This window comes from Simiduia litorea (assembly GCF_042853465.1).
Classification (GTDB): domain Bacteria; phylum Pseudomonadota; class Gammaproteobacteria; order Pseudomonadales; family Cellvibrionaceae; genus Simiduia; species Simiduia litorea.
The window spans coordinates 3,788,297-3,806,399 of record NZ_AP031497.1 but is presented as its reverse complement, the minus strand read 5'-3'; the positions used below and the strand labels follow the sequence as shown (position 1 = coordinate 3,806,399).

General features: G+C 49.9%; 14 protein-coding genes. 7 read left to right on the top strand and 7 right to left on the bottom strand.

Translation table 11 applies throughout. The annotated features are described in order from the left end of the window. Nucleotides 1-14 precede the first annotated feature (14 nt). Nucleotides 15-1,316 (top strand): right-handed parallel beta-helix repeat-containing protein, encoded by a 1,302-nt coding sequence (locus ACGHTT_RS16925; RefSeq protein ID WP_390592149.1) that lies wholly within the window; start codon nucleotides 15-17, stop codon nucleotides 1,314-1,316. A gap of 13 nt (nucleotides 1,317-1,329) precedes the next feature. Here ACGHTT_RS16925 and ACGHTT_RS16920 read toward each other — a convergent pair whose 3' ends face one another. From ACGHTT_RS16920 to ACGHTT_RS16905, 4 genes are read right to left on the bottom strand one after another with little or no spacing between them, the layout of a single operon-like run. After that, nucleotides 1,330-2,094 (bottom strand): rhamnogalacturonan acetylesterase, encoded by a 765-nt coding sequence (locus tag ACGHTT_RS16920; RefSeq protein WP_390592147.1) that lies wholly within the window; start codon nucleotides 2,092-2,094, stop codon nucleotides 1,330-1,332. Between the two features lie 40 nt (nucleotides 2,095-2,134). Continuing rightward, complete coding sequence (locus ACGHTT_RS16915; protein WP_390592146.1) at nucleotides 2,135-3,433, bottom strand: TRAP transporter large permease; 1,299 nt, start codon at nucleotides 3,431-3,433, stop codon at nucleotides 2,135-2,137. An 18-nt stretch (nucleotides 3,434-3,451) separates the two neighbouring features. Next, entirely contained in the window at nucleotides 3,452-3,940 is a 489-nt protein-coding gene (locus ACGHTT_RS16910) for a TRAP transporter small permease (RefSeq protein ID WP_390592145.1), read from the bottom strand. Nucleotides 3,941-3,949: 9 nt separating this feature from the next. Continuing rightward, nucleotides 3,950-4,924: a TRAP transporter substrate-binding protein gene (locus tag ACGHTT_RS16905; protein ID WP_390592144.1), complete on the bottom strand. Its 975-nt coding sequence runs from the start codon at nucleotides 4,922-4,924 to the stop codon at nucleotides 3,950-3,952. A gap of 139 nt (nucleotides 4,925-5,063) precedes the next feature. Here ACGHTT_RS16905 and ACGHTT_RS16900 point away from each other — a divergent pair, with 139 nt between their 5' ends. Then, nucleotides 5,064-6,050, top strand: coding sequence for a pectinesterase family protein (locus tag ACGHTT_RS16900; protein WP_390592143.1), 987 nt, complete (start codon nucleotides 5,064-5,066; stop codon nucleotides 6,048-6,050). A gap of 46 nt (nucleotides 6,051-6,096) precedes the next feature. On the opposite strand, the gene ACGHTT_RS16895 is transcribed toward ACGHTT_RS16900, so the two are convergent. Further along, nucleotides 6,097-7,608 carry a UxaA family hydrolase gene (locus ACGHTT_RS16895; RefSeq protein WP_390592142.1) on the bottom strand — a complete coding sequence of 504 codons (1,512 nt, stop codon included), beginning with the start codon at nucleotides 7,606-7,608 and terminating at the stop codon, nucleotides 6,097-6,099. A 353-nt stretch (nucleotides 7,609-7,961) separates the two neighbouring features. On the opposite strand from ACGHTT_RS16895, the gene ACGHTT_RS16890 reads away from it, so the two are divergent. The 5 genes from ACGHTT_RS16890 (at nucleotide 7,962) to ACGHTT_RS16870 (ending at nucleotide 16,526) form a co-directional block, all read left to right on the top strand. After that, nucleotides 7,962-9,350 carry a glycoside hydrolase family 28 protein gene (locus tag ACGHTT_RS16890; RefSeq protein ID WP_390592140.1) on the top strand — a complete coding sequence of 463 codons (1,389 nt, stop codon included), beginning with the start codon at nucleotides 7,962-7,964 and terminating at the stop codon, nucleotides 9,348-9,350. Between the two features lie 340 nt (nucleotides 9,351-9,690). Beyond that, complete coding sequence (locus ACGHTT_RS16885) at nucleotides 9,691-12,360, top strand: TonB-dependent receptor (RefSeq protein ID WP_390592139.1); 2,670 nt, start codon at nucleotides 9,691-9,693, stop codon at nucleotides 12,358-12,360. Between the two features lie 83 nt (nucleotides 12,361-12,443). Continuing rightward, complete coding sequence (locus ACGHTT_RS16880; protein ID WP_390592137.1) at nucleotides 12,444-14,870, top strand: DUF4861 family protein; 2,427 nt, start codon at nucleotides 12,444-12,446, stop codon at nucleotides 14,868-14,870. Between the two features lie 4 nt (nucleotides 14,871-14,874). Then, complete coding sequence (gene kduI / locus ACGHTT_RS16875) at nucleotides 14,875-15,738, top strand: 5-dehydro-4-deoxy-D-glucuronate isomerase (RefSeq protein ID WP_390592136.1); 864 nt, start codon at nucleotides 14,875-14,877, stop codon at nucleotides 15,736-15,738. After that, nucleotides 15,735-16,526 carry a gluconate 5-dehydrogenase gene (locus ACGHTT_RS16870; RefSeq protein WP_390592135.1) on the top strand — a complete coding sequence of 264 codons (792 nt, stop codon included), beginning with the start codon at nucleotides 15,735-15,737 and terminating at the stop codon, nucleotides 16,524-16,526. The genes kduI and ACGHTT_RS16870 overlap by 4 nt, the downstream gene beginning before the upstream one ends. 67 nt (nucleotides 16,527-16,593) lie before the next feature. Here the strand turns inward: ACGHTT_RS16870 and ACGHTT_RS16865 are convergent, their stop codons facing one another. Both ACGHTT_RS16865 and ACGHTT_RS16860 read right to left on the bottom strand, forming a co-directional pair. Continuing rightward, complete coding sequence (locus ACGHTT_RS16865; protein ID WP_390592134.1) at nucleotides 16,594-17,094, bottom strand: YgjV family protein; 501 nt, start codon at nucleotides 17,092-17,094, stop codon at nucleotides 16,594-16,596. A 19-nt stretch (nucleotides 17,095-17,113) separates the two neighbouring features. Beyond that, nucleotides 17,114-18,052, bottom strand: a complete 939-nt coding sequence (locus ACGHTT_RS16860) for a sugar kinase (protein WP_390592133.1) — start codon at nucleotides 18,050-18,052, stop codon at nucleotides 17,114-17,116. Between the last annotated feature and the right edge of the window lie 51 nt (nucleotides 18,053-18,103).

Here is an 18,103-nt window from a genome sequence, read left to right as displayed (position 1 = left end):
AATGGAGTCTATCTATGTCCGTTATTTTTGTTCTTTTCCGCCGTGCAAGCGTTCAAGGTTTCCTAGCGTGGACATTACTAGCAGGTTTCGCAGCACCGAATGTTTGGGCTGAAAATCTTGTCTCCCTGTTAGACGGCGTATCCGGTTTTGGGATGGATACGCCAGGTGGCATGGGCGGCGCCGTTATTAAAGTGACCAACACCCAAAACGATGGCCAAGGCTCACTGCGCTGGGCGTTAAATCAAAAGGGTAAACGCCTTATTGTGTTTGAGGTGGGTGGTGTGATTGATTTGGCGAAGCAGTCACTGGTGATTGATGAGCCCTACCTAACTATTGCGGGCGAAACTGCACCGGCGCCGGGTATTACGTTGATTCGCGCTGGCATTGTGATAAAAACACACGATGTGCGCATTCGCCATTTGATGGTTAGGCCGGGCGATAATAATGAGCCGGCGCGCTCGGGCTGGGACCCAGACGGTATTTCGGTGTCTGGCGCCTTTGCGCACGACGTGCACATTGACCACTGTTCGATATCTTGGGCTGTGGATGAAAATCTCTCGGCGTCTGGTCCGCGCGACAAGGGGCACAATTTTACTTCGAAGCGCATCACCTTTAGTCGCTCTATCATTGCCGAAGCCCTAGACGCCGCGACCCATAAAAAGGGTAAGCATTCAAAGGGTTTATTAGTGCATGACTTTGTCCAAGATGTGGCGGTGATTGGTAATCTGTTCGCACACAATGATCGTCGTAATCCCTATTTCAAAGGCCATACCTCCGGTGTAGTGGTGAATAACCTGATGTACGATCTCGGCAACGCGGCGGTGCAAGTGGGTTACATTGAGGAGGAATATCAGCAATCGACATTCAAGCCAAAGAATCCACGTTTGGCCGTTGTTGGCAATCGCCTTATTTATGGACTGAGTAGTTATTCCGATTTGCCGTTAGTGGCTTATCAAGGCGACATTTATTCACTCGACAATCAAGTGGTGAATCTTGATGGCGCTGCGATGCCGCAGTTGCAGGGGCACATTAACCGATTAGAAGCTCCACCCGTTTGGCCAAAAAACCTACAGGCAATAGCGGTGTCTGCGCTGCAGCAACACGTGTTGAAAAGCGTTGGCGCCCGACCGTGGGATAGAGATCCTATTGATCGTCGCATTATAGATTCAGTGCTTAATGGCACAGGTACAATTATCGATAGCCAAGATCAGGTTGGCGGTTATCCAAAATACCCGACCCGCTATCGTAAGCTCGACGTACCCTTGCATAATGTCGCCGCATGGTTATCGAGTTTTGAGAATCAAGCCGGCCAATAGCAGCACTGTAATTTTACTGAAGGTGTTTTGGGTCCGGCAGGCGTAAGCGCTGTGCGAGCGGGTGATCTTGTCGAATCAAATCCTGCAGTACCAATTGTGCGGCTTCCCGTGCACCTAATTCATTGAAGTGGGTGTCGTCAGTAACGCCTTTGGGGTAGTTCGGGTGTAGGCCCGGTGCGAGATGCATAAATCGTAGCTTAGAAAGTTCATCACCTTGGGCGCTGAAGTGGGCGCGCGTTAGGGTGTCCATGTCAATCAGCGCAAGCTTTTTTTCCACGGCTAATTTACGCGTGAGCGCTGAATACTCGGCATGGGTTTCATTGATGACCTTGCCGTCAAAATAGCGCCGCGTGACGGGTGTGAGGAGAATCGGAGTGGCTTTTTTGGCCCGAGTATCTTGGACGAATTCGGCCAGATTATTGTAAAACGTTTCGGGTGTGGTGTAGCGATCTTTCTTATGTAAAGATTCATCGTTATGGCCGAACTGAATAAATACATAGTCACCAGGTGTTACGGCACCTAGGAGTTTTTTCCAGCGTCCTTCACTTTTAAACGTGCGGGTGCTGCGACCATTTTTGGCGTAGTTAATCACTTTCGTATCGCTATCGAAGAAAACGCTAAAGGGTTGCCCCCAGCCAGTTTCTGGGTAATCTTTAGGGTCTTTCTCTGCCATGGTGGAGTCGCCAGCCAGATGTAGTGTTACTGGCTCGGCTACAACGCTTAAGGGGAAAAGACTAAACGCTAAGGTTAAAACCCAACGCGATTTTATTTTTCTCATGGTTGTTTTCATCGGTAGCAAACTCGTTATCGCTCAAAGATTAGTAAAGACCGAAAGCCTTGGGTAAAAATTCTGACAATACCGGTATAAAGGTTACAAGCAACAAAACGAAAAACATCGCAGCGTACATGGGCAGTAGAGGTTTAATGAGTTTCGCGATACTGATCTTCGCGATACTGGCACCAACGAAGAGTACGCTGCCCACCGGAGGCGTGCACAAGCCGATACATAGATTCAACACCATCATGATGCCAAAGTGCAAAGGCGACATACCAAGGGCGGTAACCACGGGTAAAAATATCGGCGTGAAAATGAGTACCGCTGGCGTCATATCCATAAATATACCCACGGCTAATAGAATAAGATTGATGGTGAGTAGAATGATGATGGGGTTATCGCTTAACGCCATCATGGCATCGCTAATGGATTGGGGAATATTCTCGTAGGATAGAATCCACGACATCGCCGTGGAAGTGCCGATCAGAAACATAACGATGGCAGTGGTGACCGCGGAATTGACCAGTATGTCGGGCACCTGAATGATTTTCACTTCGCGATAGATCAATACCGAGAGCGCGAAGGAGTAGAGTACTGCAATGGCACTGGCTTCGGTAGCAGTGAAATAACCACCGACTATGCCTCCTATGATAAGGAAAATTAAAAATAAACTTGGTATGGCGTCAAAGGCTATTTTTATACTGTCTTTTAAACTCGTGCGCTCGCCCACGGGATAGCCTTTTATTTTTGCCCAAATGCCACACACGGCCATGAGCGATAGCGCGATTAAAATACCCGGTATGTAGCCGGCAATAAACAGTGCCGCAATGGAGACGCCGCCGCTGGCCAGTGAGTAGACAATGAGAATGTTAGACGGTGGAATGAGCATGCCCGAGGTAGAGGAGGCAACAGTGACGGCGGCGTTAAACCCTTTGTCGTAGCCTTCTTTGTTCATAATCGGAATCATGAAGCCGCCAATGGCACTGGTTGCCGCCACAGCCGAACCTGAAATAGCGCCGAATAACGCGCAAGCAACAACATTCACATAGGCCAACCCACCCGGCAACATGCCAATCAGTACCTTGGCAAAGTTGATTAAGCGCCGCGCAATACCGCCTTGGCCCATGAGCATGCCCGATAGAATAAAAAACGGAATGGCGAGCAGGGAAAAGCTTTCTATGCCGCCCGCCATACGTTGGGCTATGGTCGTCACCGCAGGGCCGCCATCGATGGTAAAAAGCATGGTGAGTAATGTTGCAACACCAATGCAAATAGAAATGGGCACGTTGATAAACAGCAAGACAACGAAGCTAATGAGTAATACCAGTACAGTGAGTTCCATGATCTTCTCGAATCGAAATTAGATGGGCTGGCTTTGGCGCTGGCCAAAGGCTTCGGCGATAAATACGAGGCTGTATAAACAAATGAGTAGGCCACTGAGAGGTACGGCGCAATAGACGTAGCCCATTTTCACACCCAAAGCAGCAGAGATTTGGTTCAGCTCAAGGGTGAGAAGTACTAGGCGTAAGCCACCGTAAACCATCACGGCGGCGCTGAATATAAAGCACACAACCCAGCCAATGATTTCTATGACTTGCGCGCGCGTGCCGGTCAATTTAGCGGTCACTAGATCTAAACCTAGGTGGGCTTTCAATCGAAAAGCGTATGCAGCTCCTAAGATGCCAATCCAAATCAGTAGGAAGCCGGCGAGCTCCTCGGTGTAAGAACTGGGCTTGGTCATGACGAAGCGTGTAATCACCTGCCAGCTAACATCTAAGACGATAGCGGTCATGAGTAACGCCAGCGCGAGGTATAAACCAGTGTCGATTATTTTTAAGGCGTTTTTCACGGGTCACCCTTATAGCGATTGAATTTGATCGAGCAGTTGTTCGAGGGAGGTTCCCTTCAGCTCTGTGTGCATGCTTTTTACTTTGTCGGCGAATAATGATTTGTCGGGGTAGATAATTTGCACGCCGGCAGCTTCCACTTCGCGCAGCGCCTCGGCGGTATCTTGTGCCCAGAGTTGCCGTTGCACTTGTACCGATTCATCGGCCGCTTGTTGTAACCACTGCTGTTGTTGCTCGCTTAAGTTGTGCCAGATGTGAGCGCTAATAATCAGCATGTCGGGCACGTAGGTGTGTTCGTCTAGGGTGTAGTATTTACTGACTTCATAGTGTTTGGAGCGGTAAAAACTTGGTGGGTTATTCTCTGCGCCGTCGACCACGCCTTGTTGCAGTGCGGTGTAGAGCTCACCCCAAGAAATAGGCGTGGCAGAACCGCCTAAGGCGTCTATCATCGCCACCGAGGTTTGGCTTTTTTGCACCCGAATTTTTAAGCTTTTTAAATCATCGGGGGTGCGGATCGCCTTGTCGGTGGTATAAAAGCTACGGCTACCCGCATCGTAATAGACGAGGCCGCGCAAGCGCACTTTTTCCCCGGCGATCAGTAGATTTTTACCTAATTCACTTTCCAGCATGCGCCAAAAATGGTCCTTATCGCGGAACACATAGGGCAGGCTAAACACTTTCATCTCGGGTACAAAGCTTTCCATGGGGCTGGTGGATACTTTGGTCATGGCGAGACTGCCAATTTGCAGCAGCTCCATCATTTCTCGCTCTGAACCCAGTTGGCCGCTGGGGTAGAGGTCTACCCGCATGGTGCCGCCGGAGATCGCCACCAAACGCTCGTTCATGGCCAGCATCGCTCGGTGCACGGGGTGACCGGCATCGAGGGTGTGGCCGAGCTTTAGCACCACTTGGTCGTTGGCGGCTTTGCAGCCAAGCAGGCCACTGATGGCGCTTAGAGCAGCCATAAGGGCTAAAAAACGGTACATGCTGCACTCCTGTTATTGTTAGATTTCTGGTCTTACAAAAATTACTTTATTGGTAAGACCAAATGACTATACTAACATCCAGATAGAAATGGGCGCAACGGCAAGGGTGAGTCTTATGAACGGGTGGATTAGGTGCCGCGTGGCAATCAGTTTAATTGGCCTGTGGGTCTTTCAAGCGCAGGCACAAAGCCATTTTGAGGTGGGCCCAAAGGCGCCATTTCGCACCGTTCAAGCGGCGATCGATGCGGCCGACGCGGTGGCCGGGCCAGTGATTATTCATATCGCACCGGGGCGCTACCCCGAAACCGTGTATATCACCCGCGATCAGCTGGCGCTGATAGGGGCTGGCCCAAGCCAAACCATCATTAGCGTGGCTCGGCTGCGCGAGCACTGGGTGGCTAAAACAGGCACAGATTGGGGCGCTGCGGCAGTGAATATCGCGGCCAGTGATATTGCCTTGCTCGATCTCGCGGTAGAAAACCGCTATGGCTTTGACACGGGTAATAACGACCATCAGTTTGCCGTTCGGTTGCTGCAGGGGACGCGCATCATTACTGACAATTGTCGCTTTGTCGCCGGCGGTGCCGACACGCTCAGCCTGTGGGATAAAGACCAGGGTATGTACTACCACAGCAACTGTTATTTCGAGGGCTATGTGGATATGGTCTGCCCCCGTGGCTGGGCCTATATCACCAACAGTCATTTTTATACCCGCGGCGGCCGCTATGCCCTGTGGCACGACGGCGAGAAAGATGAGCGACAGAAGTTGGTAGTAGTGGATTCCAGTTTTGATGGCGAGCCAGGCTTTCAGTTGGGCCGGCGTCACTACGATGCGCAATTTTGGTTAGTGAATCCTCGCTTCGGTGCAACGCTCGCTGATCAGCCGATATTTCGTAAAACCTACCCAGAAGCACCGGCGCGCGATAGGCCCAATCTGTGGGGTGAGCGCAGCTATTTTCGCAATGCCCAAATGATCGATGGTTCGGTTGTTCCGGTCTGGGCGCAAGATAATATGCCCGCCGTAGAGGTGAGTGCTAAATGGACGTTTGATGGTCGCTGGGATCCGGAGGCAGACTTAGCGGCATGGCGAAAAAATGCGGCCCTAAGGCCGCTTAAGGAGCAATAACGGTGAGTTACAACGGGGGCTCGGCGCGCGGCATTTTTAGCGCGAGTTAAACCACGGCGCCCATGGGCCAAGGGGTGAATTCATTGTCGCCATAGCCGAGCAATTCGCTCTTGGTGCGCTCACCCGACGCGACGCGCAATATAGTTTCAAAAATCTCTGCGCCCGAGGCCTCTAAGCTGCCGCCTTCAATGGCTTTGCCGCAGTTAATGTCGATGTCGCCGGTCATGCGTTCGTACAGTGCGGTGTTGCTGGCAAGCTTCAAGCTTGGTACCGGTTTGTGACCGAAGGCCGAGCCGCGCCCGGTGGTGAAGCACACCACATTTGCCCCTGAGGCCACTTGGCCGGTTACGGATACGGGGTCAAAGCCGGGGCTGTCCATGAACACCATGCCCTTCTCTTTCACTTGCTCGGCATATTGGTACACCGCGCGTAAATTAGTGGAGCCCGCTTTTGCCATGGCGCCTAAAGACTTCTCCAAGATGGTGGTTAGGCCGCCAGCCTTGTTGCCCGGCGAGGGGTTGTTGTTCAGCTCCACACCGTTCATGAGTGTGTAATTTTCCCACCAGCTGATTAGGTCGACGATGGCTTGCGCGCTTTCTGGCGTCTCTGCGCGCTGGGTTAGCAGGTGTTCGGCGCCGTAGATCTCCGGCGTTTCTGAATAGATCACCGTACCACCCTGTGCCACTAGGGTATCGGCCGCCTTGCCGAGCGCGGGGTTTGCGGTGATGCCAGAAAAGGCGTCGCTGCCACCGCACTGGACCGCGAGGGTTAGATGGCTGGCATCGGTGGCTTGGCGTTTTACCGCGTTCACCCTAGGCAACATCTCCCGAATGATACCCAAGCCGTGGTCAATCGCCTTTGCCGTGCCATCCACATCTTGAATGTTGTAGGCGCGGAAAAACTCCGATTCGACTAACCCATAGTCGCGCATGAGGTGGTTAAGTTGCATAGCTTCGCAACCTAAACCCAGAGTAATCACACCGCCGAAATTTGGGTGCACGGCATAGCCTGCCAAGGTGCGAGCCAAAATGTGGCCGCCCCGGCTGTTGGGGTTCATACCGCAACCCGAGCTATGCACCAAGGGCACTATGCCGTCGATGTTATCGAAGCCGTCGAGCAGCTGGCCTAGGCGCGCCTGTTCGGCGATATGGCGAGCGGCAGTGGCCGAGCAGTTAACCGTGGTGACCAGAGCGATAAAGTTGCGCGTGCCTACTTTGCCAGACGGGCGGTGGTAGCCTTGAAATTGGCGTTTGGCGTTGGTCGGAACGAATTGGGTTGGGCGAATTTGGCTGCAGAAGGCAAAGTCCCGCTCGAAGTTGCCCATGGCGCAGTTGTGGGTGTGGATATGCTCGCCCGCGGCAATACTCTGTGTGGCCTGACCAATAACTTGCCCATATTTCAGGATTTTTTCGCCTGCGGCGATGGTCTGGCTTGCCACTTTGTGCATCTTTGGAATGTCGTTGCAGGCTTTGAAATCGGCACTCAGCTCACAACCTTTAGGTAGCGCATCTAAAGCTACTAATAAGTTATCTTGGGGGTGAAGGCGTAGGGTTTTCATGAACTCGTTTTCGCAGGTTGTTAGCCAATAATAGATTAGGATATGGTTTTATTGGTATTACCACAATGTAAAAATAGAACATGTTTGCTTTTTTCAGTGGCGCTATAATTTTAACGATCAATACACAGTAAAATTAAGTGCTTTAAAAACAATGACTTATGTTGTCGCTAAGTGAAATTCCCAGCTGATTCTTATAATTGGTAATACCAAACTATTGAAATTTGGTATGCATTGGGTGACTATCCCGCTGATAGCACGCATTCAAAAGTGAATGAAAGCGGTGCCCATGTACTTGCTTGAGCCTCAATTGTGCGGGTTATCGCTAACAGTATTTTTAAATAGGGCAGGATTAAATGCAGCGTCGAGAATTTCTAAAAATATTGCCAGTGGGCGCTTGCGTATTAACCGGCACGGGTTGTACGACTGATAGCAAAGCAGTGCAGGCAGATGATTGGGAAAGGGCGGCATTAATTGAATCAAGCGTGTTGGCAACGGTGTTTCCCGATCGGGACTTCCCCGTGGAGGACTTTGGTGCTCAGGCGGACGCCCAAACTGATTGTACCTCGGCAATTAATAACGCCATCGTGCATTGCCATGCCGTTGGTGGTGGCCGTGTGGTGCTCGCTTCAGGCGTGTATCGATCGGGTGCGATACACCTTTTGTCGAATGTGAACTTACATGTTGCGGCCGGTTCAAAAATACATTTTTTTACCGACCCGCAAAAATACCTGCCCGCCGTACTTACCCGATGGGAGGGTATGGAGATTATGGGTTACTCGCCACTGATCTATGCCTATAAGCAAGATAATATCGCTATCACCGGAGCAGGTATTCTGGATGGCGGCGCCGACGATAAAACCTGGTGGCCTTGGAAAGGCAAGCATAGTGAGCAGCATTGGGATTTAATTCCAGGTGAAGATCAAAAGCCGGCGCGAGATAAGCTACAAGAGGATGTGTTGAGAGGTGTGCCTGTGGCCGAAAGGCAGTACGCAGAAGGATCGTTTTTACGTCCAGCTTTTGTGCAACCCTACGCCTGTACGCGAGTGTTAATTGAGGGCGTGAGCATTGTTCGCTCGCCGTTTTGGTTAGTGAATCCGGTTTTGTGTGAAAGTGTCACGGTGCGGGGGATTACGTGTACCAGCCATGGCCCTAATAACGATGGTTGCGATCCGGAAAGTTGCAATTTGGTATTAATAGAAGATTGTTTGTTCGACACAGGCGACGACTGCATTGCGCTAAAATCTGGCCGCAATGAAGACGGTAGGCGCATCAATGTGCCAATACAGAATGTGTTGATTCGCAATTGCACCATGCGCGATGGCCATGGTGGCTTAGTGATTGGCAGTGAAATCTCAGGCGGCGCGCGCAATATCTTCATGGAAGATTGTGCCATGAATAGCCCGCATTTAGAGCGTGCCTTTCGCTTCAAAACCAATGCGCGGCGCGGTGGCGTGATCGAGCATGTGCGGGTGCGCAATGTGAAAATTGGTCAAGTTCAAGAAGCTCTGGTGGTTAATTTTTTCTACGAAGAGGGTGACAAGGGTGAGTTTTTACCCCAAGTAAATGACCTTGTGATTGAGAATGTAGAGTGCAAGCAGGCCGAGCGGGTGTTTCATTTGCGTGGCTTCAAAAATAATCCCATTGGTGCTATTACCGTTCGGAACTCTACCTTTGAGCAAGTTTCTGGGGATGATGTCATCGAGTACGCGCCCTGGCTGACCCTCGAGAATGTGCGCCGTTAACTGTTAACCCTCTGTTTTTTATAGGCTTTCCTTCTATCTTTCAGGCCGAGGTCGGCCTGCTTATGGGCTGTGTTTGGCGTTTAAAGTCGCTAGATTTACCTGTCTGCTGTGCGTTAAGCCCGGTCTTGTCAAAATCACTCGGTTTTGGTTTATTTTCGGTTAGTTCGAAAAAATGTTTTGGTATTACCAATTGGAAGCTAGAAGTGGTTGATTTGGTAATATTGGTATGTCAGTATGATTTCCGTTACCGCTTGGTAATGGCAACTAGGTCCCTATTGAGAAATTGAAGGCCTTACCCTTCACTGAATACATAAAAAGCATAAAGATTCGGGAGATGACAATGAGAGTGTTAAATTTCAAACTTAAGCCGCTGGTGTGTGCCGTGGCGATGGCGACACCAGCTTTTGCGCCCTTTGCTCTGGCTCAGGACGGTGAGATGCTAGAAGAGGTTGTGGTAACGGCCAGTTATCGCGAAAGCCTTGCTCGGGCGTTGGATCAAAAACGCGATGCGGTCGGCTCGCGCGATGTCATTTTGGCGGAGGATATTGCGGATTTCCCAGACCTTAACTTGGCGGAATCTCTGCAGCGTATTCCTGGTGTGGCTATTTCCCGCGATGCCGGTGAAGGTCGCAATGTGTCTGTGCGTGGTCTAGGTCCAGAGTTTACTCGCGTGCGCATTAACGGTATGGAAGCAATGTCTACCACCGGCGGCACCGACTCATCGGGCGGCGCAAATCGTAGTCGCGCTTTTGACTTTAACACTTTTGCCTCTGAATTATTTAGCTCCATGGCGGTAAATAAAACCTCATCAGCCGATTTGGATGAAGGTTCCCTAGGCGCGGTGATCGACTTATCTACTGGCAAGCCGCTGGACTACAAAGACTCTTTGACTGTGGCTGTATCGGGTCAATTGGGTTACAACGACCTAGCAGAAGAAACCGATCCGCGAGGTTCTATCTTGGTGGCAGGCAAAAATGACGCCGACACTTTTGGCTGGGGCGCCACCTACTCCTATTCCAAGCGCAATATTCTGGAAGAGGGTTTTAGTGCTGTGCGCTGGTCTAGTGAGCGCGACTTCCTGAGTTGTTCGGGCTGCGCCGATCAGGCCGAATTTGATATCGTGAATGACGGTATCTACCCACGTATTCCGCGCTACGGTAAATTGACGCACGAGCAAGAGCGCACGGGCTTTACCGGCACGTTACAATGGCGCCCAACCGATAATACCGAGTTTTCTTTAGATTACTTGGGCTCTGAATTTGATGCGACTCGCGACGAAGAATTTGTCGAGGTGAGCATCAAAGAAAGTGGTAACGCGAACCAAATGGATGTGTTGGACTATGCAATTGATGCCAACAATACCTTAACTTACATGCAATTGGATAATGTCGATACCCGTATTGAGCATCGTTTTGATAAGTTGAATACCAAATTCCAGCAAATATCTTTGACCGGCAGCCATGAATTCAATGACAAGCTGCGCATGGACGGTTTGATTGGTCGCTCAGAGTCGAAATTCAAAAACCCAGTGCAAACCACGATCATTTTTGATGCTGTTAATCAGAGTGGGCCTTTCACCTATGATGCGCGTAGCGATAGCGAGTTCATCGATTTGGATTGGGGTACTTTTGATCTAACCGACGGCGACAACTTTATGTTTACTGAAGTGCGTGATCGCCCTAATAAAACCGACAACACCTTTGAAAATATCTCAATTAATCTTGAGTATGATTTAACGGACACATGGAGTGTTAAAGGTGGTGTGTCAGTTAAACAGTATACATTTGATGTTACCGAAGCGCGCCGGGATACTAAACTGTCGGACATTGGCGGTAATCAACCTATAGATGGTTTATACGGTACCACCCGTTTAGCGGAAGGCAGTAATATCGTTTGGCTAACACCTGACGTGAGCAAAGCTGCAGCCGCGGTAGACTTGTATAACTTGCCTGCGCAATTGCGCGATCAAGATGATCGCTCGGTTGAAGAAGAAGATACTGGCTTCTACGTTCAAGCGTCTTGGGATAGCGAAATTTCAGGTATGCCACTGCGTGGAAACGTGGGTGTTCGTCAGGTCACGACCGACGTTACCAGTACTGGTTATACAAAAGTTGGCAATGACTTGGTAGAAGTGGATGTAAATCGTGAATATACCGATACCTTGCCGTCATTGAATGCGGTGCTTGCGGTTACTGATGATATTAATTTACGCTTCTCTTATGCAAAAGTTATGGCTCGTCCAGATTTGGGCAACTTAACGCCGGGTGGTTCTGTTGATCAATTCAACGGTAATGTTAAGTTTGGCAATCCAGACTTAGACCCTTTCCGGGCCGATACTTTTGACTTGGGTATTGAGTGGTACTTCGCTGATGATGCGCTAATTTCTTTGGCTTTGTTCCGTAAAGATATTGACTCCTTTATCATCAGCACCACTGAAACCGGCCAAACTTGGGCTTCCACTGGCTTGCCTGTTTCAATTCTCGATCCTAGCTTGAACTACACGCAAGCCGATCTGTGGACTGTCAGCAAAAAGGCCAACGGTTCTGGCGGCGATCTGAACGGCTTCGAGATGATTTGGCAGCAGCCGATTGGCGATAGCTTTGGTGTTATTACTAACTATACTTTCGTCGACTCAGAAGTAGAGTATGGTACCGACGGCAATGGCGATATTATCAAGAATGACTTGCTTGGCTTGTCTCGCAATACCTACAACATTACCGGTTACTTTGAAACCGATAAGTTGGGCGCGCGTATTTCCTACTCCTATCGCGATGATTATTTAACGCGAGTGCCAAGCGGCAGTGCCGGCAATGATCTGGAGGGCACTAAGGGTACTGCCAATATCGACATGGCGGCGCACTATAATCTTTCCGATAACCTGAAGTTAACCTTCGAAGCCATTAATTTGACCGACGAGTACAACAGCCAGTTTGTGGATTCTTCAGAGCGCAGTTCTGTTTACCACCATACCGGCCGTCAATTCTATTTAGGTGCCGCTTACTCATTCTAAATTGTGGTTGATAGTTTGATTGATGAATTGCGAGGCACAGGGATGTGCCTTTAATTTTATGAGGCTAATTGAAAGTTAAACCTATGAAGAATTTTCTATTGCTGTTCTCGCTCACCCTCCTTATTTTAGGTTGCGACGTTAAAACGCCATCGAAACAGGTTGCGTCTCAGTCAGCAGTGCTCGCTGACGTTGTTGCCACCGTAACTATCAGCAACCCATCTGAGTTTGAGCGCAAAGACGAGCTGATGTGGCTACCGCTTGAGCGCCTTGGTGTATTGAAAGCGCCTTTGTCTGTGTGGCTCAAGGATGAAGAGTTGCCCTCTCAGTTAGTGGATGGCGACGGCAATGGCAGTATTGATCATCTGGTAGCGCTAGTAGACTTGGCCGCCGCTGAAAAAATGATCTTAGTGGTTAAGGCGCAGCCCTCTACTCTGAGTATTGACTCGCGTACCCAAGCTGAAATTTCCATTAAACAGGGTGGCGCTTGGCAAGAAAACAAATACATCGGCGGACAGTTTGTGAATGTGGACAAGCTCATAGCGCCAAAACAGCACACGGATCATTCTGAATATATTCGTTATGAAGGGCCTGGGATTGAATCCGATAAAGTTGGCTACCGGATCTATCTCGATTGGCGAAATGGTTTTGATGTTTTTGGTAAAAGCCGGCCCGCCCTTGCGTTACACAAAGTTGGCTTGGATGGTTTCGAGTCTTATCATCACCCCGCCGACTGGGGTTTAGATATTTTGAAGGTTGGTGAGTCCCTTGGAATGGGTGGGTTTGGCTACTGGCACGGCGATAAAGTAGAGCGCGTCGCTAGCGTTGATTCTCGCGCGGTTTCGATTTTACAAAATGGCCCATTGGTATCGTCTTTTGCCATTGATTATGGCGCATGGTCAGTTGCCGGTAAGCGCGTCAATTTACGCGCGGTGTTTACCATGCAAGCGGGTAGCCGATTGGTGCACGTGCAATTACAGGCAGATGAGGCCATTGAGCCTCTCGCCATTGGTTTGGGTAAAGCGCCGGAAACGGTATTGCTTTCCGGTGGCGATGACCTCACGGGGCATGCCTATACCTACCTTGGTACCTGGGGTAAACAAAGTCTTGCTGGCGACGACCTGGGCTTGGGTTTAGTGTTCAAACGCGGTTTACGAACAGATCAAACAGAGGATGCACACAATTGGGTTTCGGTAATGAAGTCGCCCAGTGGCACATTGGATTATTATTTCTTGGCGGCCTGGTCGGGCGAGCCCGACGGTATAAAAACCGAACAGAATTTTAACACGTTACTTGAACGCGAAGCGGAAAAACTTACGTTAAAGCTGCGTATATTTATCGATAGTCAATTGAGTGCGACTTTGCGCGTGGATCAGCCGAGTGCAGCGTCGGTGAGGATCCTTGCCGAGCGCCTGGCTGATACCGAGTACCGAACTAAAGCTAAAGCTTTGCGCAATGGCGGTTGGGACCCAGAGCGCGATAGACCTGCGCGTTGGGAGTACACCACCGGCTTACTGATGCAGGCCTTTGACGACTTAAGTGGTGCGGGTGCAGATCCCAAGTTTGCCGCTCTGGCCGAGCAAATCATCGGTTCATTTATTGACGAGCAAGGTAATATCGCGAGCTATCGAAAAGATGTCTTTAATATTGATGACATCAACAATGGCAAAATGCTTTTAAGGTTGTATCAACGCACGGGTATAGAAAAATATAGGCTCGCGGCAGACATATTGCGTGATCAGCTTTCTCATCACCCGAAAACTAGCAATGGTGCCTTCTGGCATAAACAGCGCTACCCCTATCAGTTGTGGCTAGATGGTGTGTATATGGGTATGCCATTTTTAGCCGAATACAGTAAGCAATTTGAGCAGGGGGAAAGCTTTGCACAAGCCGTGCATGAATTTGAAGTGGCAAAAGAAAAGCTAAGCGCACCAAATGGTTTGTTGTTTCATGCGTGGGACGAAAAAGCTGCACAAAATTGGGCTGATCCAAAGACAGGTTTATCTAAATTTCACTGGAGTCGGGGCATGGGTTGGTACGCCATGGCTCTGGTCGATATGTTAGAAATATTGCCTGAAGATCAAGCTGAATTGCGTGCTATTTTGCAGCGTCAATTAACCGAGTTAGCCGTCGTCTTGGTGCGCTATCAGGATGACTCTGGCGTGTGGTATCAGATTACTGATATGCCGGATGCCACGGGTAATTATTTAGAGGCATCGGGCTCATCAATGTTTGTCTATGCCTTGGCGAAGGGGATTAATCTAGGTTTGTTACCAGAGACTTATAAAGTCGCCATGATGAATGGTTACCAAGGTATTGTGCGGGAGTTTGTCAGTCTCGATCCCGATGGCGATGTGCATTTAAACGGTATTTGTCAGGTTGCCGGTCTCGGATTCGGTCGCGATGGCAGCTACCGCTATTACCAGAGCGAGCCCATTGTTGCCGATGATATCAAGGGCTTGACGCCTTTCATTATGGCGAGTGTACAAATTAGCAAGTTACTTTCGAGGTAGAAAAATGTCTAGCATGTCCTGTGATGAACGCTTTGCGGTCCATCAAGATGATTATAAGTCTTACGATATGGCGAAATTACGTCGCCATTTTTTAGTTAAGGACTTATTTCAACCCGATCACTTAGCCTTAACTTACACTCATTACGATCGCTTTCTCGTGGGTGGCGTAATGCCAGTTGAGGAGTCTGTTGCACTGACTTCACCCGAGCTACTAAAAGCTAAATATTTTTTAGATCGGCGCGAACTGGGAGTGATTAATGTCGGTGGGGCTGGTGTGGTGGAGGTGGATGGCAAGCGCTATCCCCTAGCTTACAAAGAGGCGCTCTATGTGGGTAGCGGTGCTCAATCTGTACTGTTTATCTCTGATTCAGCGCAAGCGCCGGCCAAATTTTATTTAAATTCAACACCGGCGCATCACGCTTATCCCACCAGAAAAGTAAGCCGAGCTGATGCCGACGTTGTACAAATGGGCGCCTTGGCAAGCAGTAATGAACGCGCCATTAATAAATTGTTAGTTAACAGTGTGTTGCCTACCTGTCAGTTGCAAATGGGTATGACAGAGCTCAAGCCTGGCAGTGTTTGGAATACCATGCCGTGCCATACCCATAGCCGCCGTATGGAAGTGTACTTCTACTTTGAAGTGCCAGAGGAGCAGGCGGTGTGCCACTTTATGGGCCCCGCTCAAGAGACTCGTCACTTGTGGCTGGCTAATGAGCAGGCGGCCGTTTCGCCGCCTTGGTCTATTCACTCGGGTGCAGGCACGAGTAATTATATTTTCATTTGGGGTATGGCCGGTGAGAATCTTGATTACAGCGATATGGATCATTTAACGCCGGGCATGCTGGCGCAAAATGGAGAGCAGGCGTGAATTCGTTATTTAACCTTGAGGGAAAGTTAGCGCTGGTTACCGGCGCGACTCACGGGCTTGGTATGGCGATGGCCATGGGCTTAGGTAAAGCGGGTGCACGATTGGTTATCAATGGCGCATCCTCGCAACAAAAGTTGGATGCTGCCTTGGTGCAGTATCGCGCTGCCGGTATCGTGGCTGATGGTTTTTTGTTTGATGTGACCGACGAGCAGCAGGTCGCCGATGCCATAGAGAAAATTACTCAGACAATTGCTCCTGTCGACATACTGGTCAATAACGCCGGTATTATTAAGCGCACGCCGTTACTGGATATGGCGCTGGTAGATTGGAATCAAGTGATAAGTACAGACCTCACCAGCGTATTTATTGTTTCAAAAGCCGTCGTGCCAAGCATGATTCAGCGCGGTGCTGGCAAGGTCATTAATATCTGTTCGATGATGAGTGAACTGGGCAGAAATTCAGTTGGCGCTTATGCGGCGGCTAAAGGCGGATTGAAGATGTTAACCCGCAACATGGCGACTGAATGGGCTAAGCACAACGTGCAAGTCAATGGTATTGGCCCAGGTTATTTTGCCACCAGTCAAACTGCACCCATTCGCGTTGATGGTAATCCTTTTAATGATTTTATTATTAGCCGAACCCCGGCGGGTCGCTGGGGTGATCCTGAAGACTTACAGGGCGCTGCGGTCTTTTTGTCGTCAAGTGCTTCCGACTTTATTAGCGGGCAAATTCTTTATGTGGATGGCGGTATCCTTGCGACTATCGGACGGCCTGCGAATGAAGTTTAGTCTCGCTATTAGTTTTCCCTTTGTTCGGTGGTTTGTTCTGCCCTTTCGCCCCAATAGGGGCTTTTTTTTAGGTGTTAATCAGCCCGGTTTGTTTGCGTAGTAAATAGATAGTACGCAAATTGGTGATAAGCAGCATGGTTTCTAGGAGGGTTCCGCCAATCGAGCCTAGCCAAATATTATTCAGTAGCCAGCAGAGAGCGCCGAGTAAAAATATCCCCCTTAGCTTAATACCAGTGCAACAAAATACGGCGTAGCTCCCAATACAGCTACCTAGCAAGGGTAGCCAATCGGCGGGATGGTGTATTAAGGGCAAGCCGAGTACTAAGGTTATTGCGATAAAAAGTGTTGCCAGCCAGGCCGATTGAAACTTGATTGCTAAGGTATTGCGCAGCGCCGAAATCAGAGAGCTCAGGCAAGCGGTAATGCCACCGAGCAGGAAAAAATGCAGTGCATTATTGATATTCAGCAGCACCATCAGTTGTTTTAGTCGAAGATCTTGTTGTTGATAAAAACAGGCAATGCCCAGCGCGAAGCTGAGCAGGCCTAACATTTGCGCAACCCATATCATCGAAATGTTTTCCTGTGCATCAGCTTTCGTTATGCGTATCGATTGCTAAAGCAGCAAGACTGGTTTGGTAGTCTGTAAGCGGCACGATTGCGCCGCGGTGTTGTATTACGGCCGCGGCACAGCGTGCGCCTTGTCGCACTGCCCGCTCGGGAGTAAAGCCTTGGTAGCGTGCGGCCAAATAGCCTGCGTTGAAAGAGTCACCGGCAGCGGTTGTGTCTATTACTGTTGTAACTTTGCAGACCTCAACAGTGCTTAAGGTTTGATCGCGCACCACTAAGGCAGGCTCGGCTCCTCGTTTTACCACAAGTTCGGGTAGCGAATAAGACAGCAGCCGTGCCATGGTCGTATCCTGGTCATGCTCACCCCACAGGGCCTGTTCATCTTCCAGTGTTAACAGCGCGATATCGGCTAGCCTTAAAAATTTCTCCGTTGTGGCCTGAGCGATGTTGATATGGGGCCAAAGCTTTGGTCTGAAGTTGGAGTCGAAGGCAACTTTTCCGCCGCGTTGCCGGTACTGGCTCAGAAAGGTGTGAAGGCGCTCGCGAGCCTCGGGACTGATGATGGCGATGCTGATACCGCTGAGGTAAATCATCTGCATGTCGAGCAAACTGGGGTCTGGATTGCTGCTGCTAAATAGCAGACGGGCGGCTGATTGGTCTCGCCAATAGGCAAATTCCCGCTCGCCATCTGGCCGGTTGTGAATGATGTAGAGACCGGGCTGACGTTTTGGCTCGCGTTTAATCAGGTTGGTTGCCACCTGTTCTTGGCTAAGCTCGGCCAGTATGGCATCGCTGTGGCTGTCTTGACCTAAGTGAGTGACGTAGCAAGTAGGAACACCGGCGCGCGCTAGGTAAATAGCCGTGTTGTAGGTGTCGCCAGCATAGGCTAGGCGCTTTAAGTTTTGGGGAGCTGGCGCTAGTTCAATCATCACTTCGCCAATAGCGGCAATACCGTACATGTCTACCTCACAAACATTATGACTTACCAAAGGTTGACAACAAGCTTACCA

What these genes read in the sequence shown, in the direction of transcription:
- ACGHTT_RS16925 (WP_390592149.1), top strand. Translation starts at nt 15, where the DNA reads ATGTCCGTTATTTTTGTTCTTTTCCGCCGTGCAAGCGTTCAAGGTTTC.
- ACGHTT_RS16920 (WP_390592147.1), bottom strand. Translation starts at nt 2,094, where the DNA reads ATGAGAAAAATAAAATCGCGTTGGGTTTTAACCTTAGCGTTTAGTCTT.
- ACGHTT_RS16915 (WP_390592146.1), bottom strand. Translation starts at nt 3,433, where the DNA reads ATGGAACTCACTGTACTGGTATTACTCATTAGCTTCGTTGTCTTGCTG.
- ACGHTT_RS16905 (WP_390592144.1), bottom strand. Translation starts at nt 4,924, where the DNA reads ATGTACCGTTTTTTAGCCCTTATGGCTGCTCTAAGCGCCATCAGTGGC.
- ACGHTT_RS16895 (WP_390592142.1), bottom strand. Translation starts at nt 7,608, where the DNA reads ATGAAAACCCTACGCCTTCACCCCCAAGATAACTTATTAGTAGCTTTA.
- ACGHTT_RS16890 (WP_390592140.1), top strand. Translation starts at nt 7,962, where the DNA reads ATGCAGCGTCGAGAATTTCTAAAAATATTGCCAGTGGGCGCTTGCGTA.
- ACGHTT_RS16885 (WP_390592139.1), top strand. Translation starts at nt 9,691, where the DNA reads ATGAGAGTGTTAAATTTCAAACTTAAGCCGCTGGTGTGTGCCGTGGCG.
- ACGHTT_RS16880 (WP_390592137.1), top strand. Translation starts at nt 12,444, where the DNA reads ATGAAGAATTTTCTATTGCTGTTCTCGCTCACCCTCCTTATTTTAGGT.
- kduI (WP_390592136.1), top strand. Translation starts at nt 14,875, where the DNA reads ATGTCTAGCATGTCCTGTGATGAACGCTTTGCGGTCCATCAAGATGAT.
- ACGHTT_RS16865 (WP_390592134.1), bottom strand. Translation starts at nt 17,094, where the DNA reads ATGATATGGGTTGCGCAAATGTTAGGCCTGCTCAGCTTCGCGCTGGGC.
- ACGHTT_RS16860 (WP_390592133.1), bottom strand. Translation starts at nt 18,052, where the DNA reads ATGTACGGTATTGCCGCTATTGGCGAAGTGATGATTGAACTAGCGCCA.